At 61.9% G+C, this 22182-nt stretch carries 21 protein-coding genes and 1 pseudogene; 4 read left to right on the plus strand and 18 right to left on the minus strand.

Annotated features, from left to right (window positions below):
• Positions 1-698: 698 nt before the first annotated feature.
• Both ACA054_RS16235 and ACA054_RS16240 read right to left on the minus strand, forming a co-directional pair.
• Positions 699-2255 carry a diguanylate cyclase domain-containing protein gene (locus tag ACA054_RS16235; protein ID WP_497685143.1) on the minus strand — a complete coding sequence of 519 codons (1557 nt, stop codon included), beginning with the start codon at positions 2253-2255 and terminating at the stop codon, positions 699-701.
• Positions 2256-2406: 151 nt separating this feature from the next.
• Positions 2407-3423 (minus strand): M14 family metallopeptidase, encoded by a 1017-nt coding sequence (locus tag ACA054_RS16240; RefSeq protein WP_497690321.1) that lies wholly within the window; start codon positions 3421-3423, stop codon positions 2407-2409.
• Positions 3424-3651: 228 nt separating this feature from the next.
• On the opposite strand from ACA054_RS16240, the pseudogene ACA054_RS16245 reads away from it, so the two are divergent.
• Positions 3652-4080 (plus strand): annotated as a pseudogene (locus tag ACA054_RS16245) (TetR family transcriptional regulator C-terminal domain-containing protein); the annotation flags it as partial.
• Here ACA054_RS16245 and ACA054_RS16250 read toward each other — a convergent pair.
• From ACA054_RS16250 to ACA054_RS16270, 5 genes are all read right to left on the minus strand, one after another.
• Positions 4036-5046: a DMT family transporter gene (locus ACA054_RS16250; RefSeq protein ID WP_497685144.1), complete on the minus strand. Its 1011-nt coding sequence runs from the start codon at positions 5044-5046 to the stop codon at positions 4036-4038. The pseudogene ACA054_RS16245 and the gene ACA054_RS16250 sit on opposite strands and share 45 nt — an antisense overlap.
• Positions 5043-5741: an ABC transporter permease gene (locus tag ACA054_RS16255; protein ID WP_497685145.1), complete on the minus strand. Its 699-nt coding sequence runs from the start codon at positions 5739-5741 to the stop codon at positions 5043-5045. Before ACA054_RS16255 ends, ACA054_RS16250 begins: the two co-directional genes overlap by 4 nt.
• 18 nt (positions 5742-5759) lie before the next feature.
• Positions 5760-6473, minus strand: a complete 714-nt coding sequence (locus ACA054_RS16260) for an ABC transporter permease (protein WP_497685146.1) — start codon at positions 6471-6473, stop codon at positions 5760-5762.
• A 129-nt stretch (positions 6474-6602) separates the two neighbouring features.
• Positions 6603-7385 carry a transporter substrate-binding domain-containing protein gene (locus ACA054_RS16265; protein ID WP_497685147.1) on the minus strand — a complete coding sequence of 261 codons (783 nt, stop codon included), beginning with the start codon at positions 7383-7385 and terminating at the stop codon, positions 6603-6605.
• Between the two features lie 26 nt (positions 7386-7411).
• Positions 7412-9415 carry an aminotransferase class I/II-fold pyridoxal phosphate-dependent enzyme gene (locus ACA054_RS16270; protein WP_497685148.1) on the minus strand — a complete coding sequence of 668 codons (2004 nt, stop codon included), beginning with the start codon at positions 9413-9415 and terminating at the stop codon, positions 7412-7414.
• A gap of 238 nt (positions 9416-9653) precedes the next feature.
• On the opposite strand from ACA054_RS16270, the gene ACA054_RS16275 reads away from it, so the two are divergent.
• The 3 genes from ACA054_RS16275 to ACA054_RS16285 are packed head-to-tail and all read left to right on the plus strand — an operon-like array spanning position 9654 to position 13351.
• Positions 9654-11210: an efflux transporter outer membrane subunit gene (locus ACA054_RS16275; RefSeq protein ID WP_497685149.1), complete on the plus strand. Its 1557-nt coding sequence runs from the start codon at positions 9654-9656 to the stop codon at positions 11208-11210.
• Positions 11203-12324, plus strand: coding sequence for an HlyD family secretion protein (locus tag ACA054_RS16280; protein WP_497685150.1), 1122 nt, complete (start codon positions 11203-11205; stop codon positions 12322-12324). The genes ACA054_RS16275 and ACA054_RS16280 overlap by 8 nt, the downstream gene beginning before the upstream one ends.
• A complete protein-coding gene (locus ACA054_RS16285) occupies positions 12314-13351 on the plus strand; it encodes a DUF2955 domain-containing protein (protein WP_497685151.1) in 1038 nt (345 codons plus the stop codon). The genes ACA054_RS16280 and ACA054_RS16285 overlap by 11 nt, the downstream gene beginning before the upstream one ends.
• Positions 13352-13464: 113 nt before the next feature.
• Here the strand turns inward: ACA054_RS16285 and ACA054_RS16290 are convergent, their stop codons facing one another.
• The 11 genes from ACA054_RS16290 to ACA054_RS16340 form a co-directional block, all read right to left on the minus strand.
• The gene (locus ACA054_RS16290) at positions 13465-13917 is read right to left on the minus strand and encodes a hypothetical protein (RefSeq protein WP_497685152.1); all 453 of its coding nucleotides are present in this window, start codon (positions 13915-13917) and stop codon (positions 13465-13467) included.
• Between the two features lie 42 nt (positions 13918-13959).
• A complete protein-coding gene (locus tag ACA054_RS16295; RefSeq protein WP_497685153.1) occupies positions 13960-14307 on the minus strand; it encodes a Rieske (2Fe-2S) protein in 348 nt (115 codons plus the stop codon).
• 2 nt (positions 14308-14309) lie between these two features.
• Entirely contained in the window at positions 14310-14621 is a 312-nt protein-coding gene (locus ACA054_RS16300) for a YciI family protein (protein WP_497634814.1), read from the minus strand.
• Positions 14622-14624: 3 nt separating this feature from the next.
• Positions 14625-15497 (minus strand): dioxygenase family protein, encoded by an 873-nt coding sequence (locus ACA054_RS16305; protein WP_497685154.1) that lies wholly within the window; start codon positions 15495-15497, stop codon positions 14625-14627.
• 41 nt (positions 15498-15538) lie between these two features.
• A complete protein-coding gene (locus ACA054_RS16310; RefSeq protein WP_497685155.1) occupies positions 15539-16606 on the minus strand; it encodes a maleylacetate reductase in 1068 nt (355 codons plus the stop codon).
• An 8-nt stretch (positions 16607-16614) separates the two neighbouring features.
• A complete protein-coding gene (locus ACA054_RS16315; protein ID WP_497685156.1) occupies positions 16615-18078 on the minus strand; it encodes an aldehyde dehydrogenase family protein in 1464 nt (487 codons plus the stop codon).
• 102 nt (positions 18079-18180) lie between these two features.
• Positions 18181-19200, minus strand: a complete 1020-nt coding sequence (locus ACA054_RS16320) for a hydroxyquinol 1,2-dioxygenase (protein WP_497685157.1) — start codon at positions 19198-19200, stop codon at positions 18181-18183.
• A gap of 45 nt (positions 19201-19245) precedes the next feature.
• Positions 19246-19740, minus strand: a complete 495-nt coding sequence (locus ACA054_RS16325) for a cupin domain-containing protein (RefSeq protein WP_497685158.1) — start codon at positions 19738-19740, stop codon at positions 19246-19248.
• Positions 19741-19985: 245 nt separating this feature from the next.
• Positions 19986-20915: a LysR family transcriptional regulator gene (locus ACA054_RS16330; protein ID WP_497685159.1), complete on the minus strand. Its 930-nt coding sequence runs from the start codon at positions 20913-20915 to the stop codon at positions 19986-19988.
• 225 nt (positions 20916-21140) lie between these two features.
• On the minus strand, positions 21141-21602 hold the full coding sequence (locus tag ACA054_RS16335) for a nuclear transport factor 2 family protein (RefSeq protein ID WP_497685160.1): 462 nt from the start codon (positions 21600-21602) through the stop codon (positions 21141-21143).
• 165 nt (positions 21603-21767) lie between these two features.
• The gene (locus ACA054_RS16340) at positions 21768-22163 is read right to left on the minus strand and encodes a c-type cytochrome (RefSeq protein WP_497685161.1); all 396 of its coding nucleotides are present in this window, start codon (positions 22161-22163) and stop codon (positions 21768-21770) included.
• Between the last annotated feature and the right edge of the window lie 19 nt (positions 22164-22182).

The following is a 22182-nucleotide window of genomic DNA, read 5'->3' on the forward strand; positions in this document are numbered from 1 at the left end:
CTAAACCGGCGTCCTGCCGGTTTACCCACTGCGCAATGCCTGCGTTCGGCCATCGTGGTTTAACGGGGCGCCCAAATCTGAAGCCAAAGCGAGGCGGCCTGACAGCCGACCTGACTTTTGCAGCTGTACCTGATCCCATTGTGGGAGCGAGCCTGCTCGCGATGGACGTCAACGATAACGCGTGCTGTCTGAAGGATCGCGTTGTCCGGACGTTTTTCGCGAGCAGGCTCGCTCCCACAATGGGATCGCGGACAAGCCTGCAATCAGGTCGGCTATAAGGCCGCCTCGCATTTGTTTTTGATCTGGTTTTTGATTTTCTTGCCCCCTCGAGAGGCCGAGTGGAGGTTCTGCGCAGTGGGCAAACCGGCATGGATGCCGGTTTAGCCGCCGCCGGCCATGAATGGCCGATGGCGGCGGGCCCACGGAGCAGGACCGGAGCGAGGGCATGCCGAGCCACAGCGAGGCACCGAACGCCAGGGGCAAGAGCCCTTGGTTACTTGGGGCTTTTCCAAGTGACTCGCCGTAAGGGCGAAACCATAAGCGGCCGTTACCGCAGGAATGGATATGTACTGAGTCAACAAAAGACAGGTCGGCTGTCAGGCCGCCTTCGCGAGCAGGCTCGCTCCCACAGTTTGATCGGAGTGCATCTGCGGGAGATGGGTCGGCTATAAGGCCGCCTTCGCCGGCAAGCCTGGCTCCTACAGGGCCTTGGTCATGGCAATGCCCTTGCGCCCCAGCTGCTTGACCCCATACATCGCCTGGTCAGCAGCCTTGAGCAAGGTATCGAGCGTCTGCCCATGCAGCGGACACAGGGCAATGCCGATACTGCACGAGAGTGAGATCTCCCCCGCGCTGGTAATAATTGACTGGCCGATCGCCTCAAGCATCTTCGAAGCCTTGATCTCGGCGTTTTCAGGGTCAGCCAGGTCGGTAACCAGCACCACGAACTCATCGCCCCCGTAACGGGCAACGGTGTCCCCCGCACGCGTGGCCCCCAGCATGCGACTGGCCAGCGCGCGCAGGACCTGGTCGCCGACCTCATGGCCGTAGTGGTCGTTGATGTCCTTGAAATGATCCAGGTCGATCAACAGCACGGCAAACGGAACCCGCTCAAGCTTCCAATGGGACAATGCCTGTTCGAAGCGATCGGCAAACAGATAGCGGTTGGGCAGATCGGTGAGCACATCGTGGGTGGCCAGATAGGTTGAACGCTGATGCTCGACTTCTGCCCGCTCCAGCGCTTTGAAATGCCGGATCAGCAGCAACGGAATCAGTACAAACGCCGCGCCCAGTAGCACCAGGAGCATCAAGGTCTGCCCGCTCAGGACGTCTGCCAGACGCAACTGCCGTTCAAACAACAACGTCATCGGCTGGGAAGCACTGCGAATCTCGACCCGCTCTTCGAGCAATGGCAGGAAAAAACGATCGACGTAACCGGCCTGCCCGGTCCCCGTCGCAAATACATGGCTTTCAGACCCGGCAGCGGTCTGCAGCACAGCGCGGATGTGCACTCGCGGGTCCACGTTCGCATGAATCACCGCATCCAGCAGCGACCCCGTCCTGACTAGCAGCAAGGCGACCATGGTGCTGCCGAAGAAATTCGGCCGGGAGCTCTCGCGCACCCGTTCAGGCCGGCTGACCGATTGCATCAGAATGAACGCATCGCCGCCCTCGTACATCGAGAACACCGGCGATACGACCGGCTTGGGATTGTTGTAGGTTCGGGCCAGGGCATGGGACAGGTAGTCGACGGTTTCCAGCCTGACGCCGTAGATCGCATTGGCCTCCGAGAGCACCGGATACATGAAAAGCACCGGCCAGGTCTCTCGCATAAAGGCCTGGTACCGGGCAGGTTGCCGGGTAAGGGCAGGAAAATCCTTGAGCGTGAAGTCCGGTCGCCAGGTGCGGCGCAGCAGCGCTTCGAAGGCTGACTGTTCGGCCACGGGCACCGCGCGTGCCGCTTCGAGCATGTACAGATGCGGGTAAGCCGACATCACCGCGGCGGCATAGCGCGCCGCCGCTTCGGTGTCGCTCTGGTCGACCGCCTGGAGAAATGCCGAGAAGCCGGCCAATACCGCTTCGTTGGTATCGAGCTGATTGCGCACGATACCGGAAATATTCTGCACGTATTCGTAGAAGCGCGTTTCCCGGCGCTGTGTTTCGGACTTGAGCAGCAACAGCGCAGACATGCCCATCAAGCCTACGGCCAAGAGAATGAAGCCTGCAAAAGAACGGTGGCGTTTCGTCAATTTCATTCAGGTTTTCCGCCGCAAACCGTTACAAGGCTCTGGACAGGGGTCCGTTTCGCAGCGTAGTTCAGCAATGAGCGGTTGTCAGATATCCGCAACCGGCGTTCGCCATGAACGCCGGTTTTGCGCGGTGATCGGCCATTATTGCGGCGTCGACTCAATTGGGGTCCAGCAACCCGCCGCTCCAGTGACGCGACAGGCGACTGCCGGTGAATTTCGCCACCCCCATCCCCTGGGCGATCAAGCGATCGCGATAACGTGTGACCAGGCGCCCGGTCTGCTCTGCATACAGCACCACTTCGGAGGACGGATCGCCGGGGCGGCGCAGGATACGCGCGAAGCGCTGCCCCTGCTCGACGAGATCGCCCAGTTCCTTCTCGAAGATCAGCACTCCGGGCTGCGGTGCGAGAATGGTCTCCATGTGGCCCATCTCCACAGCCTCGACGGGCCAGTCGGCAGGCGACAGCTCCTCGTCGATCACCCCATAGCCACAGAGCCAGGCGTAAAGCCCCTGTGCATCCTGCTCGGCGAAACGGTCGCTGACGTCACCCTGCCCGCGCAACTCCAGGGTCGCGGCCATGCGTTGCCCGGTCGTGCCGTCGCGCAGCCAGGGCGCAATGATGGTTTCCTCGAAAGAGCCATCGCCACCGTCATCCCAGATGATCGCCACGTCCATCTGCAGCGCCGCCGCCAGTTCACGACCACGCGGCCAGAAACTGCGGTGCACGTAAAGGTAGGGAAGCGCTTCGTCATCCGTGTGCAGATCCAGCATCACATCCGCCGGGGCCGCCAGTTGCACCAGTTTCTGTTGCCACTCCTGGACATTGGTCGAAGGCCGCTGCATCGCGGCCGACTGATCGAAGCCACGGTTGAAGTTATGTCCGGTCGCATCGTGATAGCGCCCCAGGATCCGCCCCTGGCGATACTGGCCGATGCCCAGCGGATTGGCCTGTGGCACCACGGTCACGCTGCCTTTGAGCCGGCCCTGGGACTCAGCCACTTCAAGGCGTTGCATCAACAGATGCAGCACCAGCATTCCGGCGATTTCATCGGCATGCACCCCGGCCTGCAGGTGTACCTTCGGCCCACCGCTGGCGCCTTCGAAGCGCCAGGCACCAACCTGAACCGCATCGCCATTGTTGTTGCGAACATTGAACGAAATATCCTGCGCCATACGCTTGCCCTCGCCGTCATGCCCGTTAAAAACCGTAGCGCCGTCGCGGCCGAGACTGGTGATTGAACACACGTTCAACTAAGCTCGCCAGCGTGGACCACCGCCAAGGACTTCTTTGTGACCACCATCGCCCCGAAAAACCGCCGCGCCGAACCCGACGAGCGCCGCGAACTGTTGGTTGCTGCCACCCTGCGTTGCCTGGTCCGCGATGGCCACGCCGGGATTTCCGTGCGGCGCATCGCCACCGAAGCCGGGGTGTCCGTCGGCCTGCTAAATCATCATTTCGGCAGCATCGATGCGTTGATTGCCGATACTTACCAGAAGCTCGCCAGCGAACTGACCAGCGCCCTGCTCCACGAGATCCGGCAGGCTGCTACGCCGGCAGAAAAAATCGACGCATTCCTCGTTGGCTCATTTTCGCCGCGGGTCATGGACCCGAAACTGCTGGGTGCCTGGGTGGTGTTCTGGAGCCTGATCCGTCATTCGGAACACGTCAGCCAGTCCCATGAAAAAAGCTACGGCGCCTACCTCGATCTGCTGCGCCAGCTACTGGATGAGCTGGCGGCCAGCGAAGGCTTCGTGATCCACGACACCCGCCTGGCCGCCATCGGTTTATCGGCGATGCTCGACGGTCTCTGGATCGAGTGGTGCCTGAACCCCGAGACCTTCAGCCCCGCCAACGGTCTCCATATCTGTCGCTGCTGGATAAAGGGGCTGCGACACGGAGCATTCAGCACCGACGACGTCCTGTGACGGGTGCCGACCGAAAATCATCGCCAGGGTGCCGCTGACCGCGATCAACCCGGCGCCGATCATCAACGACACATCCATCAGCGTGCCCCAGATCAGGCTCGACAGCAGGAACGCCCAGATCAGCCCGGTGTACTCGAACGGCGCCAGCACGGTCGCGGTGGCACGCTGGAAACTGGCGAACAGCAGGAACTGACCGATGCCGCCCATCAGCCCTGCGCCGAGCATGCCCAGCCAGGCCGGGACCGGTGCCGGGGTGTGGGTCCAGGGCAACGCCAGCGCCATGCAAATGACAAACACCACATTGGTGATCAGCATCTGTTCCAGCACCGAGGTCTGCTCATCCACCTGGCGCAACTGGATATAGGTGAACGCCCAGCACATCGCGGCCAACAGCGTCAGGACAATCGGCAACGGATCGGCCATGTTGCTGGGGCGACAGGCGATCACCACCCCGATAAAGCCGATGATCAGGGTGAACCACTGCCAACCGTTGACGCGCTCCTTGAGAATCGCCGTCGCCAGCACCGTGACCATGATCGGCGCCGAGAAATACAGGGTGGTCATCTCCGCCAGGGTCAGGTCGCGGGCCGCCGTGTAGTACAGCAGCCAGGCAGCGATCGACAGCAAGCCGCGCACCACCAGCAGCCGCCGGCTGGACGAACGCCAGGCACGCCGCACCAGTTGCAAGCGCCCGATCAGCAAACAGGCGAGCACCACCACCAGGGCGCGCCAGAACAAGATGGTGAACACCGAATAATCGGCCACCAGCCACTTGATGCCGGCATCCTGCAAGGACAGGAACGCATAGCCCAGGGTGCATAGGCCAATGCCTTGCAAGGAGCGGTCAACCAATGGCGTGTTCTTCATCATGCGGACCTGCGTACCGGGGTGCCACGGCGCTCGGCGAAGGCGAAAAGTGCCTCGATCACGAACGTCAGGCACACGTAGACACCGGCCACCAGCAGCAACGGCTCATACACTTGCAGGGTTTGCGCGCGCACCACGTTGGCTGCGCCCAATAGATCGATCACCGCAATGGTCGAGGCCAGGGCCGTGGATTTGAGCAGCATCACGGTTTCCCCGGCCAGGGTCGGCAACAGCAAGCGCAGCGCCCGGGGCAAACGCACCCGCAACAGGGCCTGGCGCGGGGTCATGCCAAACGCCGAAGCCGCTTCCATTTCACCTTTGGGCACCGCCAGCAGGCCGCCGCGGATCACTTCGCCGACATAGGCCCCCACCGACACCACCAGGGCGAACACGATGTACCAGTAGCCATCACGCAGGTACGGCCAGAGGAAACTGCCGCGAATCAGCGGAAACTGCGCGAAAAGGCTGCCCAGGCCGTAGTAGAAAATGTAGATCTGGATCAGCAAGGGCGTGCCGCGGGTCACGCTGGTGTAGAACAGGCTGACCTTGGCGATCACTTTGTTCTTCGAGATCCGCGCCAGCGCCACCAGCACCGCCAGGACAAAACCGAACACACTGGAAATCAACAGGATCGCAATGGTCGTTTGCAGCCCTCGGACCAACAGCGATGCGTATTCAACTATCCACGCTGGAATCATTTCATTCTCTCTGCCGGTTTAGTCAACAAGAGGCATCCAGCGACGAATGCGTCGCTCCAACCGTCCCGATAGGTAGTTGGACACCAGCGTCACCGCGTAATACAGCGCCGCGGCCGTGAGGTAGAACAACAGATAATGACGCGTCGAACCCGCCCCTTGTCTGGCGGTGTACAGCAGTTCGTTGGTGCCGACCACGCTGATCAGGGCGCTGTCCTTGATCAGGTTGATCCACAGGTTGGCCATCCCCGCCATCGCGTAGGGCGCCATGATCGGCAGCGTGACGCGGCGGAACAGGCCGAAACCGTGCAGGCCGAAGGCTTTCGCCGCTTCGATCTGGCCGAAGGGAATGGCCTGGATCGCCGCCCGGAAAATCTCCGACGCGTAGGCGCCCTGCACCAGGCCCAGCACCACGATCGCCGCCAACGGTCCGCTGACATTCACCGCGCCGTAACCCAGCGATGTCATCAGTGAGTTGAGCAGCATGGAGCCGACGTAGTACAGCAACAGGATCAGCAACAGCTCCGGAACCGCCCGGAACAACGTCGTGTAACCGCGAGCCAGCGCCGCAATCGGTCTTGGCCCACCCAACTTGAGGCAGGCCACCACCAGGCCGATGGCCAGCCCGAGCACGAAGGCTCCGGCGGATATCTGCAGGGTCATCCACAGTCCCTTGAGCAGCGCTGCGCCCCATCCTTGCTCGCTGAAATTGATCAAATCGAACATTGCTGGCATTTCAGTCTCCAAATCACCACCGTCCCCTGTAGGAGCGAGGCTTGCCCGCGAAGGGGCCCTTGAAGCCGCCAAAAGCTTCGCGGGCAAGCCTCGCTCCTACAGGGGGTATGTGTTGGCTACAGGCTCCGGTCAGAACGCCGGCTTCACGCTGGTCCCGAAGTAGCTCTGGGACAGGTCGTCATAGTCCTTGCTCGCCAGCAACTCCTGGATGGCCTTGTCGAGTTTGGCCTTGAGTTCGGTGTCGTCCTTGCGCAGGCCAGCGCCCACGCCCTTGCCGAAGATCGGGTCGTACGGCACGGCGCCCAGGTAGGCCAGGTCCTTGGCATCGGGGGTCTTGACGAAGGCCGCCATGGCCGTGCCGTCGGCCATCATCAGGTCGAGGCGCCCGGCAATCAGGTCGGCGTTGGCCGAGTCCTGGGTGTCGTAATACTTCACGTCGGCGATTTTTTCGTAGTAGGTCTTCAGGTAGCTGGCGCTCACCGTGGAGTTCTGCACGCCGATGGTCTTGCCCTTAAGGTCATCCGGGTACTTTTTCACCGAAGCGTCCTTGGGCCCGACGACAGCGATCACCGAGTCGTAGTACGCCTTGCTGAAGGCAATCTGTTTTTCCCGCTCTTGCGTGACCGACATCGAGGAAAAGATCACGTCGATCTTCTTCGCCAGCAGCGACGGAATGATCCCGTCCCACGCCACTTCCTTGATCTCGCACTCGGCTTTCATTTCGCTGCACAGCTTGTGGATCAGGTCCACTTCAAAGCCTTTCCATTCGCCGTTGGCCTGTTTCTCGGTGTACGGCGGATAGGGTTCGGCGGCGACCGCGAAGCGGATCGGCTGCGCCTGTGCGGTACTCATGGCGGCCAGTAACAAACAGCCTGCACCGGTCAACCAGTGTGCAAAACGTCGATTTCCCATGTTGTTTTCCCGTCTTTTTATTGGTGTTAGCGAGTTTGATGAGCGTTGACGAATTGCCGGCAACGCTCGCTGCGTGGGTGTACGAACACTTCGTCCGGCGTACCGGTTTCCTCGATCAGCCCTTGATGCAAAAAGGCGACTTTGGAAGAGACATCGCGGGCGAAGGCCATTTCATGGGTCACCAGGATCATGGTCCGGCCTTCTTCGGCGAGAGAGCGGATCACCCGCAGCACTTCCCCGACCAGTTCCGGGTCGAGTGCCGAGGTGGGTTCATCGAACAGCATGACCTTGGGCCGCATGGCCAGGGCCCGGGCGATGGCCACCCGTTGTTGCTGGCCCCCGGAGAGAAACGCCGGGTACTCGTTGCGCTTGGCCGCCAGCCCCACGCGCTCGAGCAAGGCTTCGGCGCGCTCGGTCGCCTCCGCCCGGCTTTCACGCAGGACCTGGGTCGGCGCTTCGATGAGGTTTTCCAGCACCGTGCGATGGGGCCAGAGGTTGAAGTTCTGGAACACCATGCCCAGGCTCGACCTGATGCGCACCAGCTGCCTGGCATCGGACACTAGCGGCGCGCCGGGGCGGGTGTGGTTCAAGTGAATGCTTTCGCCGTCCACCAGGATCCGTCCCTGGTCCGGGACTTCGAGCATGTTGATGCAGCGCAGCAAGGTGCTTTTGCCCGAGCCGCTGGCGCCGATCAGCGAGATCACCTCGCCTTCGCGGGCCGCCAGGGACACGCCCTTGAGCACCTCGATGTTGCCGAAGCGCTTGTGCAGGCGATCGACTTCGATCATGGTCCTGGCCGCAATCGGTTCGACCGCCGGCTCAGTGGCCACGCTGGTGATGACCGGTCTTGGCGCTTCACCTTTGAGTACCAGGACAAACTTGCGAATGCGCTGACAGGCTTCGGCCAGGCGCTCTTCACCGAGGGTGAACGACAGCCGCACAAAACCCTGTGCCGGCTCACCGAAGGCCGCCGCGTCCAGCACCGACACCCGCGCCTCGCGCAACAGCCGCCAGGCGAATTCCAGCGACGTCAGGCCGGTGGCGCGCACGTCCACCAGCACGAACATGCCGGCATCGGGCTTGAGCACGGCAATCCCCGGACAATCAGACAGACCCGAGACCACCAAGTCGCGACGACGACGGTAGATATCACGCATGCCGTGGGTCACTTCGTCGTGGGCCTCCACGGCTTTCAGCGCGGCCTCCATGACAAACCCCGGCAAGCCGTAGAGCATGCTCAACACCAGGGTTTCGGCATGCGCGACCAAGGCGGGATTGGCGACGATCCAGCCGATGCGCCAACCGGTCATGGCGTGGGATTTCGACAGGCTACCGATCACCACGCAACGCTCGGCCATGCCCGGCAACGCCGCCAGGCTCAGGTGGTCACGCTCGAACGCGAGGCTTTCATAGACCTCGTCGACCACCACCCACAGGTCATGGGCAACGGCGAGTTCGGCGATAGCTTGCAGCTCTTCGCGATTGAGCATTACGCCGGTGGGATTGTTCGGGTTGGACAGGAAAATCGCCTTGGTGCGCGGGGTGATGGCCTTGGCCAGCACCGCCGCATCGACACGGAAATCATCGTCCGCCGAGCACGGCACCCGCACCAGCGTGGCACCGGAGGCCTTGAGCGTCGCCTCGTAGGTCACGTACATCGGATCGAGGGCGATCACCTCGTCGCCGGCACTGAGCAGGCACATCGAGGTGACGAACAAGGCGTTCTGCGCCCCGGCCACGGTGATCACGTTGGCGGCTTGAACCTCGCGGTCGAACAATTTGCCATAGCGCGCGGCAATGGCTTCGCGCAACGCCAGGCGACCGGCAATTTCGGTGTAGTGAGTGTCACCTTCGCGCAGCGCCTGGATGGCGGCGTCGGTGATGAAATCGGGGGTGGGGAAATCCGGGTCGCCGACACTGAGAATGATGACATCCTCGCCCCGGCGCCGCGCTTCGAATGCCGCGTAGTGAATATCCCAAGCGGCTACGCCTTGGCCCGAGATCCGCTCAACAAAGGGTGAAAACCGCATGCCAGTGCCTCGTTCGAAATGAAGAAACGCAAGCCCGCAACCAGCCGGGAGAGAAGGTGGAACGAACATAGTCCAAGCTGAACACTCGTTCAACAGAAAACTGACGAAGGTTCGCGTTCAGCGTAAACAGGTCGTTTTTACGACAGTCGAGACGTTTTCGCGTATTGACCGTACAGGCCATGCAGAAGGCATCTGGACGACTATGCTGCTGTGATGTCCTTTGGTTGGAAAACACCCAATGCAATCAGGTACATCCACGCGGATGCGGCGCCGCCAGCTACTGCTGTTCGGCGTAGTGGTCCTCGGCGGTTGCGTACGGCTGGGGCCGGACTTCCAGCCGCCCGGCGAAGCCTGGGTCGATCACTGGAACACCCCGTCCCTGGAGCACGCCAGCCAACGTACCCTGCACCCGGACATGCGCCAGTGGTGGCAAATCTTCAACGACCCGGTGCTCGACCGGTTGATCGCCGAGTCGGATGCGCACAACTCCAGCCTGAAGATCGCCGGTTTGCGCGTGATGGAGGCCCGCGCGCAATTGGGCATTGCGCAAAGCGGGCGCTACCCGCAACTGCAACAGATCAGCGCCGACAGCGTCTACATCAACCGCCATCAATCCGGCGGAGATAACCCGGTGGACAGCCACCTGTGGCAACACAGCGCCGGCTTCGATGTGGGTTGGGAACTGGATTTCTGGGGACGCTTCAGCCGCGCCATCGAGGCCGCCGATGCCAGCTACTTCGCGGCTGAGGCCAACTATGACGACGTGCTGGTCCTGTTGCGGGCGCAGGTTGCCGACAGTTATTTTTTCCTGCGCACCACCGAGGCGCGCTTGCGGGTCGCCAACGAAAACGCCCGGCAACAGCATCGCAACTTCGAAATCACCGAAAGATTGTTCAATAGTGGTCAGACCGCCGAACTCGACTTGCAACAAGCCAGGACTCAATACCTGGGCACGTTAAGCACCATCCCCGTTCTGGAAGATCAGCTTTCTCGCACCCGCAATGCGTTGACTGTGTTGATTGGCCAGCCACCCGGTGCGCTGCCACTGGTGGTCGACAACACCCAACTGATCCCGTTGGTGGATCGCGCCGTGCTGCAGGATGTCCCGGCCAACCTGCTGCTGCGCCGGCCCGATGTGCGTGCGGCCGAGTTGAATGTCGCGGCACAGTCGGCGCTGATCGGCGTAGCCGAAACCGATTTCTACCCGGCCCTGACCTTGCTGGGCAGCATCGTCTGGTCGACCGATACCTTGAGCGGAACGTCCCGCAGCCTCGACCTGATTGGCGGTCCGAGTCTGCGCTGGAACGTGTTCGACTACGGCCGCATCAGCAACAACGTGCGCGTGCAGGATGCGCGCTTGCAGCAGTTGATCGAAGCCTATCGCGACAAGGTCCGCCAAGCCGCACGCGAGGCGGATGACGCCGCCAACGGTCTGACCTTTTCCCTGCAACGCGAACGCATCCTGCGCGAGGCCGAAAGCGCCGCGAAACGCTCGCTGGCACTGGCCAACACGCTCTACCGCGAAGGTTACTCGGACTTCCAGCGAGTACTGGATGCCCAGCGAGCGCTGCTCGAACTGCAGGACAGCTACCTGCTCAGCCGTGGCGATGCCGTGAGCAACGTGATTGCCCTGTACAAGGCGCTGGGCGGCGGATGGTACAGCGCCCAGCCCAAGGTCGATCGCGCCACGCGCCAGCAGATGGAACACCGCACCGACTGGGGCGACTTGCTCGCCGAGCCCCCGGCTGATCGACCCGCCTTCCCTTTGCCCAATCAGGTGAAAGACCATGACTGAAGCCGCGCCCTCCCCTCAGCCAGCGCAGCCTGCCACCGACCCGGCGAAAAAAGGCATCAAGTGGGTATTGCTGCTGATTGTCCTGAGCTTGGCCTGGTACCTGCTGGCTGACCGCTTCACCCCTTATACCCAGCAGGCACGGGTGGGCGCGTTTGTGATTCCGGTGGCGGCCGAAGTCGCCGGCCGGGTGATTCGCGTCAACGTGCGCAATAACCAGGATGTAAAAGCCGGCGAGGTGATTTTCGAAATTGACCCGCAGCCCTACCAGATCGCCGTTGATCGGGCACGCGCCGACCTTGAATCCACCCGCCGACAGATCGGCGCCAGCACCGCCGGTATCGCCTCGGCGCAAGCCAGTCTACGCGCGGCGCAGGCCAACGAACTCAAGGCGCGGCAGGACAATCAGCGCCTTGAGGGCTTGTACCGCGAAGACCCCGGGACCATTTCCGTACGCCTGCTGGAGGTGTCCCGCGCCAACCGCGAGGCGGCCGTCAGCCAGGTCGCCGCGGCCCGCGCCGAAGTGCAGCGCGCCCGCGAGCAGGAAGGCGGCAGCGAGGAAGACAACGCCCTGTTGCGCAGTGCCGCCACCGCCCTGTCGAAAGCTGAACTGGATCTTTCCAACACACAGATTCGCGCCCGTTCGGCCGGGTTGATCACCGACCTGCGCACCGATGTCGGCCAATTCGCCGCGGCCGGCAACCCGGTGATGACCCTGATTGCGATCCACGATGTATGGATCAGCGCCGACATGACCGAGAACAACCTCGCGCTGGTCCGGCCCGAAACCCCGGTGTCGATTGCCCTTGATGCGCTGCCCGGCGAAGTGTTCGCGGGCCGCGTGCGCAGTGTCGGCTACGGCGTCAGTGTGGGGCAGCCGACCGCGCCCGGCAGCCTGCCCACGGTGCAGAACAGCCGTGACTGGCTGCGCCCGGCCCAGCGTTTTCCGGTGGTCATCGAGTTTTCCCCCGAGTCACTGAGCATGCTCAAGGACAACCGCGCCATCCGTTCCGGTGGCCAGGCCGAAGTCATGGCCTTCCCTGCCGAAGGCAACGTGCTCAACCCGCTGGGCCGCTTGTTCCTGTGGCTGATGAGCTGGCTGTCGTATGCCTACTAAGCACACGCCGAGGGTGCAGCGCGCGCTGCGCCTGGCCTCTGGCACTGCGTTGTGCCTGGCCACCAGTTTTGGCCTGGGGTTGCCGATCCCCTTCCTGGCGCCGGTGCTGGGGGCATTGTTGCTGGTCAGCCTCAATCGCCCGTTGTCGTTCAAGGCCACCCTGGTGTTGGCGTTGACCGCGATGCTAACCACCGGCATCGGCCTGCTGTTGATCCCGCTGCTGCGTTACTACGCCTTCAGCGGCGTGCTGTTGATCGGCCTCGGCCTGCTGATGGTGTTTCGCTTTGGCCAGCGCGGTGGCAACAATCTGGTGGTGACCTTCCTGGTGATCGGCCTGACCATGATACCGGCAGCCGGGGTCGCCGACTTCGGGCTGGCGGCAATGGTGATCAAGGCGTTGATCAGCGGCTTGCTCCTGGCAATCATGATCGGCAGGTTAAGTCACTGGCTATTCCCCGAACCGGACAATGCCCCAACGCCCCCGCCCGCCCCGGCACTGTCGGCGGCAGACGTCGACCGAGTAGCGTTGCGGGCAACCCTGATCGTGATGCCGACGTTCCTGCTGGCACTGATCGACCCCGCCAGCTACATGCCCATCGTCCTGAAGGCCGTGGGCCTGGGACAGCAGAGTTCCAGCACCAACGCGCGCGACGCCGCACGCGAGCTGATTGGCTCGACCTTGCTTGGCGGCCTGTTGGCGATTCTGTTCTGGAGCGCCCTGACTGTGTTTGTGCACCTGTGGATGTTCTTCCTGTGGATGCTGCTGTTCGGCCTGATCCTGGCGCGCAAGCTCTATGGCCTGAGCCCGGGCCAGTTGAGTCCGGGCTTCTGGCTCAACACCTTGATCACCCTGATCATTCTTTTAGGCCAGTCGGTCCAGGACAGCCTGGCCGGCAAGGACGTATACACCGCCTTCGCGGTGCGCATGGGGCTGTTCATTGCGGTGACGCTGTATGCGTGCCTGATGGTTCGTTTGCTGGATCAGCGGCAAAAAAACCAGGTGCTGGGGCCAATGCCGATCAGGTAATGCTTTGAACACCGCGATCCTTGTGGGAGCGAGCTTGCTCGCGATAGCGGACTATCAGGTAACACAGTGTTGACTGTGCCACCGTCATCGCGAGCAAGCTCGCTCCCACAGGTTCAGGGATTGACCTGATACCCTTTGCCCTGCAAGCAACTGGTATACGCCGTAGCAGTGTTCGCTGTGTTGGTCTTCTCCTGCGCCCGGCGCTCCTGACGCTGGCGCGAGCCGCCGACCACGGCACCCGCCACAGCCGTTTCCTTGGCACGGTTCTGCCGGTAGTCCTGCTTGGTATCGTCATCGACACGATCATAGAACTCATCATGCTGGCGGCCGCGCACCTGGGCCCCTGCCGCACCGGCAGCCGCGCCCGCTGCGGCGCCTTTCAGCCGTCCACCAGAGGGTGTCGACGTCGTTGATGCACTGCTGGCGGCGATGCTGTTGCATTCGTTGATATCCAGTTGAGTCTGTTGCGAAGTCTGGCCCTTCATCGGTACTACCGTCTGGGCCCATCCCTGGGCACTGAAAAACGACAATGCGACGCACAGGCCGATGGGCGACAACCTTTTCATGATGATCTCCTAATGGCGTGATTCACCCTGAAAGAGTGTAGTTCAGCCCTCCCCGCCCACCTCCATGACCAGACGGTTTTCCACCCAGCGCACCGGCACAGATTCCAGCCTCGCGCCTTTGCACGGTCCATCGATGCAGTGCCCGTCGTCGAAACGAAACATCGCACTGTGATGCGCGCACATCAGCACCTGGCCGCGATAGGTGCAGAATTCCTGCGGGCGATAGTCCAGCGGCACGGAAAAATGCGGGCAGCGGTTGATGTACACCCACACCTGCTCGCCCTGGCGCACTGCAACGAGGCCGGCGGGATGCAGTTGCTGATGCTGCGGCAGGCCCAGGGCGCCGCCGTCGGCGATGTCTTCGCGTTGGCACAAGGTGATGAGGGTCATGGTCAGCCACGCAGTTCCGGGTTGCCGAGACTCCAGTGCCAGGGGCGAATCTGGATGCTCGCAAACAGCCCGGCCTGGACATAGGGATCGTCCTCGATGAAGGCTTCCACTTCCGCCAGGCTGCCGGCTTCGATCACCAGCAGCGTGCCATTCATCGCGGTGCCGACATCATCGAGGGTCGGGCCTCCCAAGCGCACGACCACGCGGTGCGTATCGGTCGCACGCAAATGCGCCTGGTGACTGGGCCGCAGGCGCTGGCGCAAGGCCAGGGAATCCGGGTGGTCTGTGGCGAATACCGCAAAAAACTGGCCCATGATTCACTCGACTTCCATGACGAATTCGTAACACGCACGCTTGAACGGCAATGGCATACACAGCCGTGCGGACACGTCATCGTGGGTGATGCGGTCTTCATAGATCACCTGCAGCGACTGCTTCACGCCGAACACCGCATCGGACGCCAGGTACGGATCGTCGTGATTGAACAGGTGGGTCACCAGTTTGCGATGCCCCGGCACCTCGATCATGAAATGCAGGTGCGCCGGCCGCCAGGGATGCCGGTTGGCGGCGTTGAGCATGCGCCCCACCGGGCCATCGGTCGGTATCGGATAACACACCGGGACAATCGTGCGGATCGCAAAACAACCGTCGGCGTCGGTGCGATAGCGACCGCGCAGATTGCCGAACGGCTGTTCGCTGTCCTGGCCCGAGTACATGCCGTTTTCGGCGGTCTGCCAGACGTCCAGCACGGCGCCGGCCAGGGCATTGCCCTGGGTATCGACCACGCGTCCGCGCACCAGCGCCGTCTCGCCTGGGGTGAAGGCCATGTTCTCGCCGAACGCGCGCTCGGGCATGCCTTCGATGTAGAACGGCCCGAACACCGTGGTCTCGGTGGCGGTGGCGCTGTGTCGATGATTGATCGCGTCGACCAGCATCGACACACCCAGGGTGTCCGACAGCAGAATGAATTCCTGGCGCACCAGGCCATCGCACATGTGGCCGGTTTCGGTCAGGAAACGTATCCCTTCAAACCATTCCTGTTCGGTCAACTCGACTTCGCTGACAAACGCGTGCATGTGCCGGACCAGGCTTTGCATGATCTGTTTGTAACGCGCATTGGGTGCATCGCCGAAGCTGTTCACTGCCTGCTCGGAGATCAGTTTTTCTATGGCTTTATCTTGATCGGTCATTGTTTTTATTCCGACATGTGCTGACTGCACGGCATGGTTAGTCAGGCTGGCGCCAGGCCTTGCATCGCGCGGGTCAGCAGCGCTTCGATCGGGCCTTGTTCGAACGGCCGTGGATTGTAATAAGGGCTGGCACAGGCGATTCGTGCCGCCTCGGCCGGGCCGTTTTCTGGCAGGCCGATGTCGGCCAGTGCCAATGGAATACCCAGTTTCTGGTTGAGTGCATACAACAAGGCGCCCACCTCACTGGCCTCGCTACCACCCAGGGCGCGCGCGGCACGTTGCAACGGCCCGGCGGCGGCTTCGCGGTTGTAATGCGCGGCATGCGGCAGAACGATGGCGTGGGCCTGGGCGTGGGGCAGATTGAACGTCCCGCCCAGGGTGTGGCAGAGCTTGTGGTGCAAGGCCATGCCGACCGAGCCCAGGCAAATGCCCGCCAGCCACGCGCCATACAACGCCTGGCTGCGAGCTTCAGGATCATTGGGGTCATTGACCACCCCCGGCAACGCCTGCGCCAGTGAGCGGATCGATTCCTCGGCCATGAAGCCGATGATCGGGTTGGCGTCCTCGGCGTACAACGCTTCCACCGCGTGGGCCATGGCGTTCATGCCCGAACAGGCGGAGATCTGCACCGGAAGGGTCAGGGTCAATTGCGGATCGTAGATCACGGTCTTGGGCAAAACCCGAGGATCACGCCCGGTTTTCTTCAGGCGATTTTCGGTAAGCCCGTAGATCGGCGTCATCTCCGAGCCAGCGTAAGTGGTCGGCACGGCTACTATGGGCAGCCCCGAGTCCATGGCAATTGCCTTGCCCAGACCAATGGTCGAGCCACCGCCAATGGCAACACAGCAATCGGCATCCAGACGCGCCGCTTCAACGCGCGCCGCTTGCGCCACTTCCAGCGGCACGTGCATCACGGCGTGCGGGTACACACCCGCCGCGCGATCACCGAGCAACGCCGCGACGCGTTCGCCGAGGCCGTGTTGTTCCGGCGTGGTGAGGATCAGCGCCCGTCGGGCACCCAATCGCTCGATTTCTTCAGCCAGCGCCGAGAGCTTGCCCCAGCCGAACACCACACGGGTCGGCAGGCTTTGGTAAACAAAAGGATTCATGGCCGGCCTCAGCGCTTGAAGTGTGGTGGGATTTTCGCGTCGACGTTGACCCACACCGAACGGGCTTCGGTGTAATCGTGGATCGCTTCGAAGCCCATTTCACGGCCATAACCGGATTGACCGACTCCGCCGAACGGGCTGCCAGGGCTGACGCGTTTGTAGCAGTTGATCCAGCACATGCCGGCATGAATGGCGTCGGCCATTTTATGCGCACGGCTAAGGTTCTGCGTCCACAGGCCGCTGCCCAATCCGTACTCCGAGCCGTTGGCGATGGCCAGCGCTTCCTCGTCGGTGCTGAAGCGCACGACGGTGACGAAGGGACCAAAGACTTCTTCCTGGCAGACACGGTCACCCGGCTTGGCCTCGACCACGGTGGGTTCGACATAGAAACCCTTGGCCAAGGCCTTGTCGTCCGGTGCCTTGCCGCCGGCGAGGATCTTGCCGCCCTGCTCGATGGCGATATCGATGTAGGCCATCACACGGTCGCGGTGCAGTGCAGAGGTCAGCGGGCCCATTTCGGTCTCCGGGTCCATCGGATCACCGAGGCGGATGGACTTGGCCAGGGCGATGAAGCGCTCCAGGAACTGGTCAGCAATGTCTTTATGCAGAATCAGCCGCGAACCGGCGATACACGCCTGGCCCTGGTTATGGAAGATCGCCCAGGCTGCACCGTTGACCGCTGCTTCCAGATTGGCGTCTTCAAACACAATGTTCGCACCCTTGCCGCCCAGCTCCAGCTGAATGCGCTTGAGGTTGCTCTTGGACGCTTCAACAATCCGCCGACCGGTCGCGGTCGAGCCGGTAAAGGCAATCTTGCCGACGTCCAGGTGTTCCGCCAGCGCCTGGCCCGCGGTATGGCCGTAACCCGGCACCACGTTGACCACGCCTCTCGGGAAGCCGACTTCGGTCATCAGCTCGACAATGCGCAAGGTCGACAGCGGCGTGATTTCCGAGGGCTTGATGACGATGGTGTTGCCCGCCGCCAGCGCCGGGCCCATCTTCCAACTAGTGAACATCAGCGGAAAGTTCCAGGGCACGATCTGCCCGACCACGCCGATCGGCTTGCGCTGCACGTAATTGAGGAACCCGGCTTCAACCGGAATCACTGAGCCTTCGATCTTGTCGGCCATGCCGCCGAAGTAGCGAAAGCACGCGGCGGTGCGCGGTACATCGAGGCCACGGGAGTCACGGATCGGGTGCCCGGTGTTTAGGGATTCCAGCTGCGCCAGTTCTTCAGTGCATTCTTCGATCCTGTCCGCCAGTTTGAGCAGCAGGCGTCCGCGCTCGGCAGCGCCGAGGGCCGACCAGGCCGGAAACGCACGTTTGGCGGCGGCCACGGCGAGGTCGATGTCAGCGGCTTCGGCGGCGGCGATGCGGGTGATCAACGAATCGTCATGGGGCGACACGACGTCGATGGTGCCGCCGGCGACCGCATCCACGAAGCGGCCATCGATATAGAGCTGATTTTGCATAATGGTTTCCTCGCACCGCGCCTGAGGCGCAGTGTCTGACTTGATGGCTGAGAGCATGGCTCAGAGAATGGCCTGGGGCGATGCCGGGCAAGACACGCGGTCTTAGAACTCGATCGGATACGGAGCCAGCTCGCCGCTTTCATAGCGTTGCGGCAGGTTCGGCGTGGCGTTTTCCCAGACCAGCAGCATCGAGCGCTTGGTCGAATAGCCCTGGTGGCGAATGTCGGCCGGCATGGCGCAAATGTCGCCGGCACGCATGGTGATACGCGCACGCGGGTTGCCGTCGTCCTTGTCTCCGACATCCCAGATGATCTCGTCCGAGAGCTGCAGGAACCACTCGATCCGGTCATTGCCATGGAACACCGGCAGGATGAATTCTTCGGTGGTCGGGCAAAACAGGCTGGCCTTGCACACCGAGGTCACCGACGGGTTCCAGGTCACGTCGGAGCGCGACAGGTACTTGTGCAGGTTGAACCCATGCAACTCACCTTCGAAACCTTCTGCAGCGTGGATTTCCGGCTCGTCCTGAGGCACATCGATGAACTGGCGATTGACCGGCAGATCGTTGCGCAGCGGTGAATCATCCGGCAGGCCGGGCATGCGCTTGGTGGCGATACGGAAGCGTTCGATGGCTTCGATGTTGTTGCCGTTCTTGCGACCGAATGCGCTGCCGGTTTCTTCCGGCGCGGCGAACGGGTCGAAGGTGGCGTTGGTCCAGTCGCGCAGGATCGCCTTGAATGTCGCCATGATCAGCGGCGTTTCGAAATTTTCGGTGTAGTTGACCCCTGCCGCCTTGAGCGTGCCATTGAAGGTGCCGGCGTACAGGTCGACTTTACCGTAGTAGTTGCGGGTGCCGATGACGTGGTCGAAGTTGACCCAGCCGTAGAAAAAGCCCCAGGCCACGTCGCGCATTAAGGCGCGCAAAAAGGCATCAGCCGGAATCAAGTGCGAACGGGTCTGACCTTTGGCGGGCCAGGTGATGCGGGCGAAATACTCGTCGCGCGACAGTTCGAACGCGCCGAGTTGAAATGAGCAGTAGCCGGTGACCGCGTGGGGCGAGCTGATCTTGACTTCGTCGTCGGCAAACAGTGGACTTTCGGCAGCGGTTTCAAGCATGGCCATGATGGAATTCCTCTTGTTTTAGTTGGCGGGGGTCAGCTGGGCAGATCACTTGAAGCAGATGTCGGCCCACTTCTCGACCGACAACGGCCCTTTGATCGTCTGCTGCAGGATCACGCCCGGGCGACTGGCTTCGAAGCGATACGCGGTGCCCACCGGCAACAGGCACTGGTGACCGCGCTTGAGCAGGACGTAGCCCATTGGTTTGCCCTCCGGCACTTCACCTGCCAGTTGCGTGCCCTCGCCTGCTTTCAATGGCGCATCGAGCTTGAGGAAATCCACCCGCACTTCACCGTCCATGACGATGGCGAATTCGTCGTGCGCGGCCGTGTACCAGGGTGATTGGCCTTCGGCGCGCAGGGTTTCAATGACGTAGCCGAGGTTGAGGCCAACGACGACTTTTTCGTAAGGGAGGGATTTTTCCGCCACCTCGAATACGTTGGAAAAGGCGTAGTGACTGGCCTGGCCGCTGATGATTTCAACCGAGCCCTTGGTGTACTTGTCCAGCGAGCCGAAGACCGTTTCGATTGCCGCGCTACTCATGGTTTTCACCGTTTTGTTGTTGTAGTAACAGTGAGCCAACAGTACGTCGCACCAGACCCGGGAACAATTAGAGGACCGGCGACAACAGTGTTTGCGAAACGCAAACACTGGGGTCACTGCGATCCTTGTGGGAGCGAGCCTGCTCGCGAAGGCGGTTGTCAGCCAACATCCCTGCCGGATGTAAAACCGCATTCGTCGGAACGCCGCCCGGAGCCGGCTCGCTCCCACAGGTTTGGTGTATTGACTCAGCGAACCCAGCCCCGCTCCAGCAAGGGTTTATCCCAGCATGGTTCATCGCCGAAGTTCTCCACCAGAAAGTCGATCAACGTACGGACTTTCAAGGCCCGGCGCTGGGTCGCGGGATACACCGCGGAGAAATTGAAGGATGACAACGCGTACTCCGGCAGCACCGGAATCAACCGCCCGCTGAGCAGGTCGTCACTGGCCACCAGCGTCGGCAGGCAGACAATACAAACGCCGGTCTGCGCGTAATCACGCAACAGATGCACCGAGTTCGAGCGCACCTGACCCGGCAGGCTCAGTTCCACCTGCTCGTCTTCGCGGTTGAACAGCCAGCGGTTGCGCGACGGATAACCCTCGTACAGGGCGATCTTGTGTTGCAGCAATTCCTGGGGATGGGTCGGCACGCCGAACTCGCTGGCGTACTCGGGGGACATGCAGAACAACCGCCGAACGCTGAACAATTTGCGCTCGATCAGGGTTTCCGCCATGGGCGGGAACATCTGGAACGCCACGTCAAAGCCTTCTTCGATCGGGTCCACCACCCGGTCGTTGACGATGACGTCCACTTCAATGTCCGGGTACAGCCGCGTGAACTCGGCCAGCATGCGGCCGAAGTGCCCGATGGCAAAACCGGGCAGCATTTGCACCCGGAGTTTGCCGGTGGGTTTGGCGCGCAGTTCGCGCATGTGCTCGGTCAGCGAGTTGAAACTCGCGACCATGTCCGCGCACTCCTTGTAGTACGTCTCCCCGACCTCGGAGAGCCGCACATGGCGCGTGCTGCGATGGAACAGCGGCGCATTGATGAACTGCTCCAGCTGTTGGATGCGATGGGTAATGACCGAGCGGGTCACGCCAAGTTGCTGGGCCGCCCTGGCGAAGTTGCCGGTTTCGGCAACCCGCACGAAGGCTTCGACACTGAGTAAACGATCCATGGGGCAGGTTCTCTGGATGTTTTTGTTCTTATAGAAATACCAGGTTAGCCTTTCGGCACCTCGCACTCCACATCCCGGACGAGAACTTGTCCTGAACTCAAATGGGAAACCACTGTAGGAGCGAGCATGCTCGCGATGAACTCAAGAGCGCCGCTGGGTGTCAGGTTCCCCGCGTTATCGTTAACGACCATCGCGAGCATGCTCGCTCCTACAGGGGGTCAGCGGTTACCGATTGAGCCAAGGATAGCGCGCGGTGTCCTGGCTGCCGTAGTCAGGGTCCAGGTAGATGAAGCAGCGCTGGATCTTGAAGTCACGGATCTCGAACACGTCGGCCCAGTAACCGGCACCGGCCGGTGAAGGGACGCCTGCACGCCAGTGGCCGTCGACGTGTTCACCAAAACTGGTGCCTTCGCAGACCAGCGTGTCGGTGCCCGTGAGAATCCAGTTGAAGTGCGCGTAGTCGTGGGTAATCGATTTCAGGCGGCTGCCCAGGTCGCCGAACATCTGGCCGATCTGGTCCCGGCCGGTGGCCAGTCCCCACTTTGGAAAGAGGACCTGCGCATCATCGGCGAACAGCTCGAGGATGCTGCCGCCAGTGGAGGTGATACCGCCGTTGTCGAATGCCTTGAGGTATTCCAGGGCGACCGATTTGCGTTGCTCGTCGGTCATTGTCAGGGTACTGATCATGCTGTCTCCGAACTGCTTTTGGGATGATGGAAAACCGATACACATCCCTGTAGGAGCTGCCGCAGGCTGCGATCTTTTGATCTTGATTTTGTGGCGATCTCAAGTCCGCCGAAGATCAAAAGATCGCAGCCTGCGGCAGCTCCTACAGGGGAATTGCGGTGATTTTTACTGCAGGGACTTGATGTAGGTGATGATCTTCTGCCGCTTGGCCGGGTCGTCCTGGGAATAAACCATGGCACTGCCCGGCGCCACGCTCTGGGCATCGGTCAGCCAGGCGTCGAGCATCGGCTCATCCCAGACCTTGCCGGACATGGCTTTGGCGTAGCCGTCGCTGTACGTGAAGTTGGATTCGCTGGCGGCCTTGCGACCCAGCAGCCCGAACAGGTTCGGTCCCTGCCCCGGCGGCCCGCCCTTGTCGAAGGTGTGGCAGACCGCGCAATGGTTGTTCGCCAGTTTCTGTGCCACCGCCAGGTCATCAGCCTGAGCGATGCCGGACAGGCCAAAACTGGCTGCCAGCACCAACAGCGCTGGGGCCCGCCGGAAGAAGTTGAAGTGCGTCATATCGTCGATCTCATGCAGT

Source organism: Pseudomonas sp. LBUM1653, assembly GCF_059716115.1.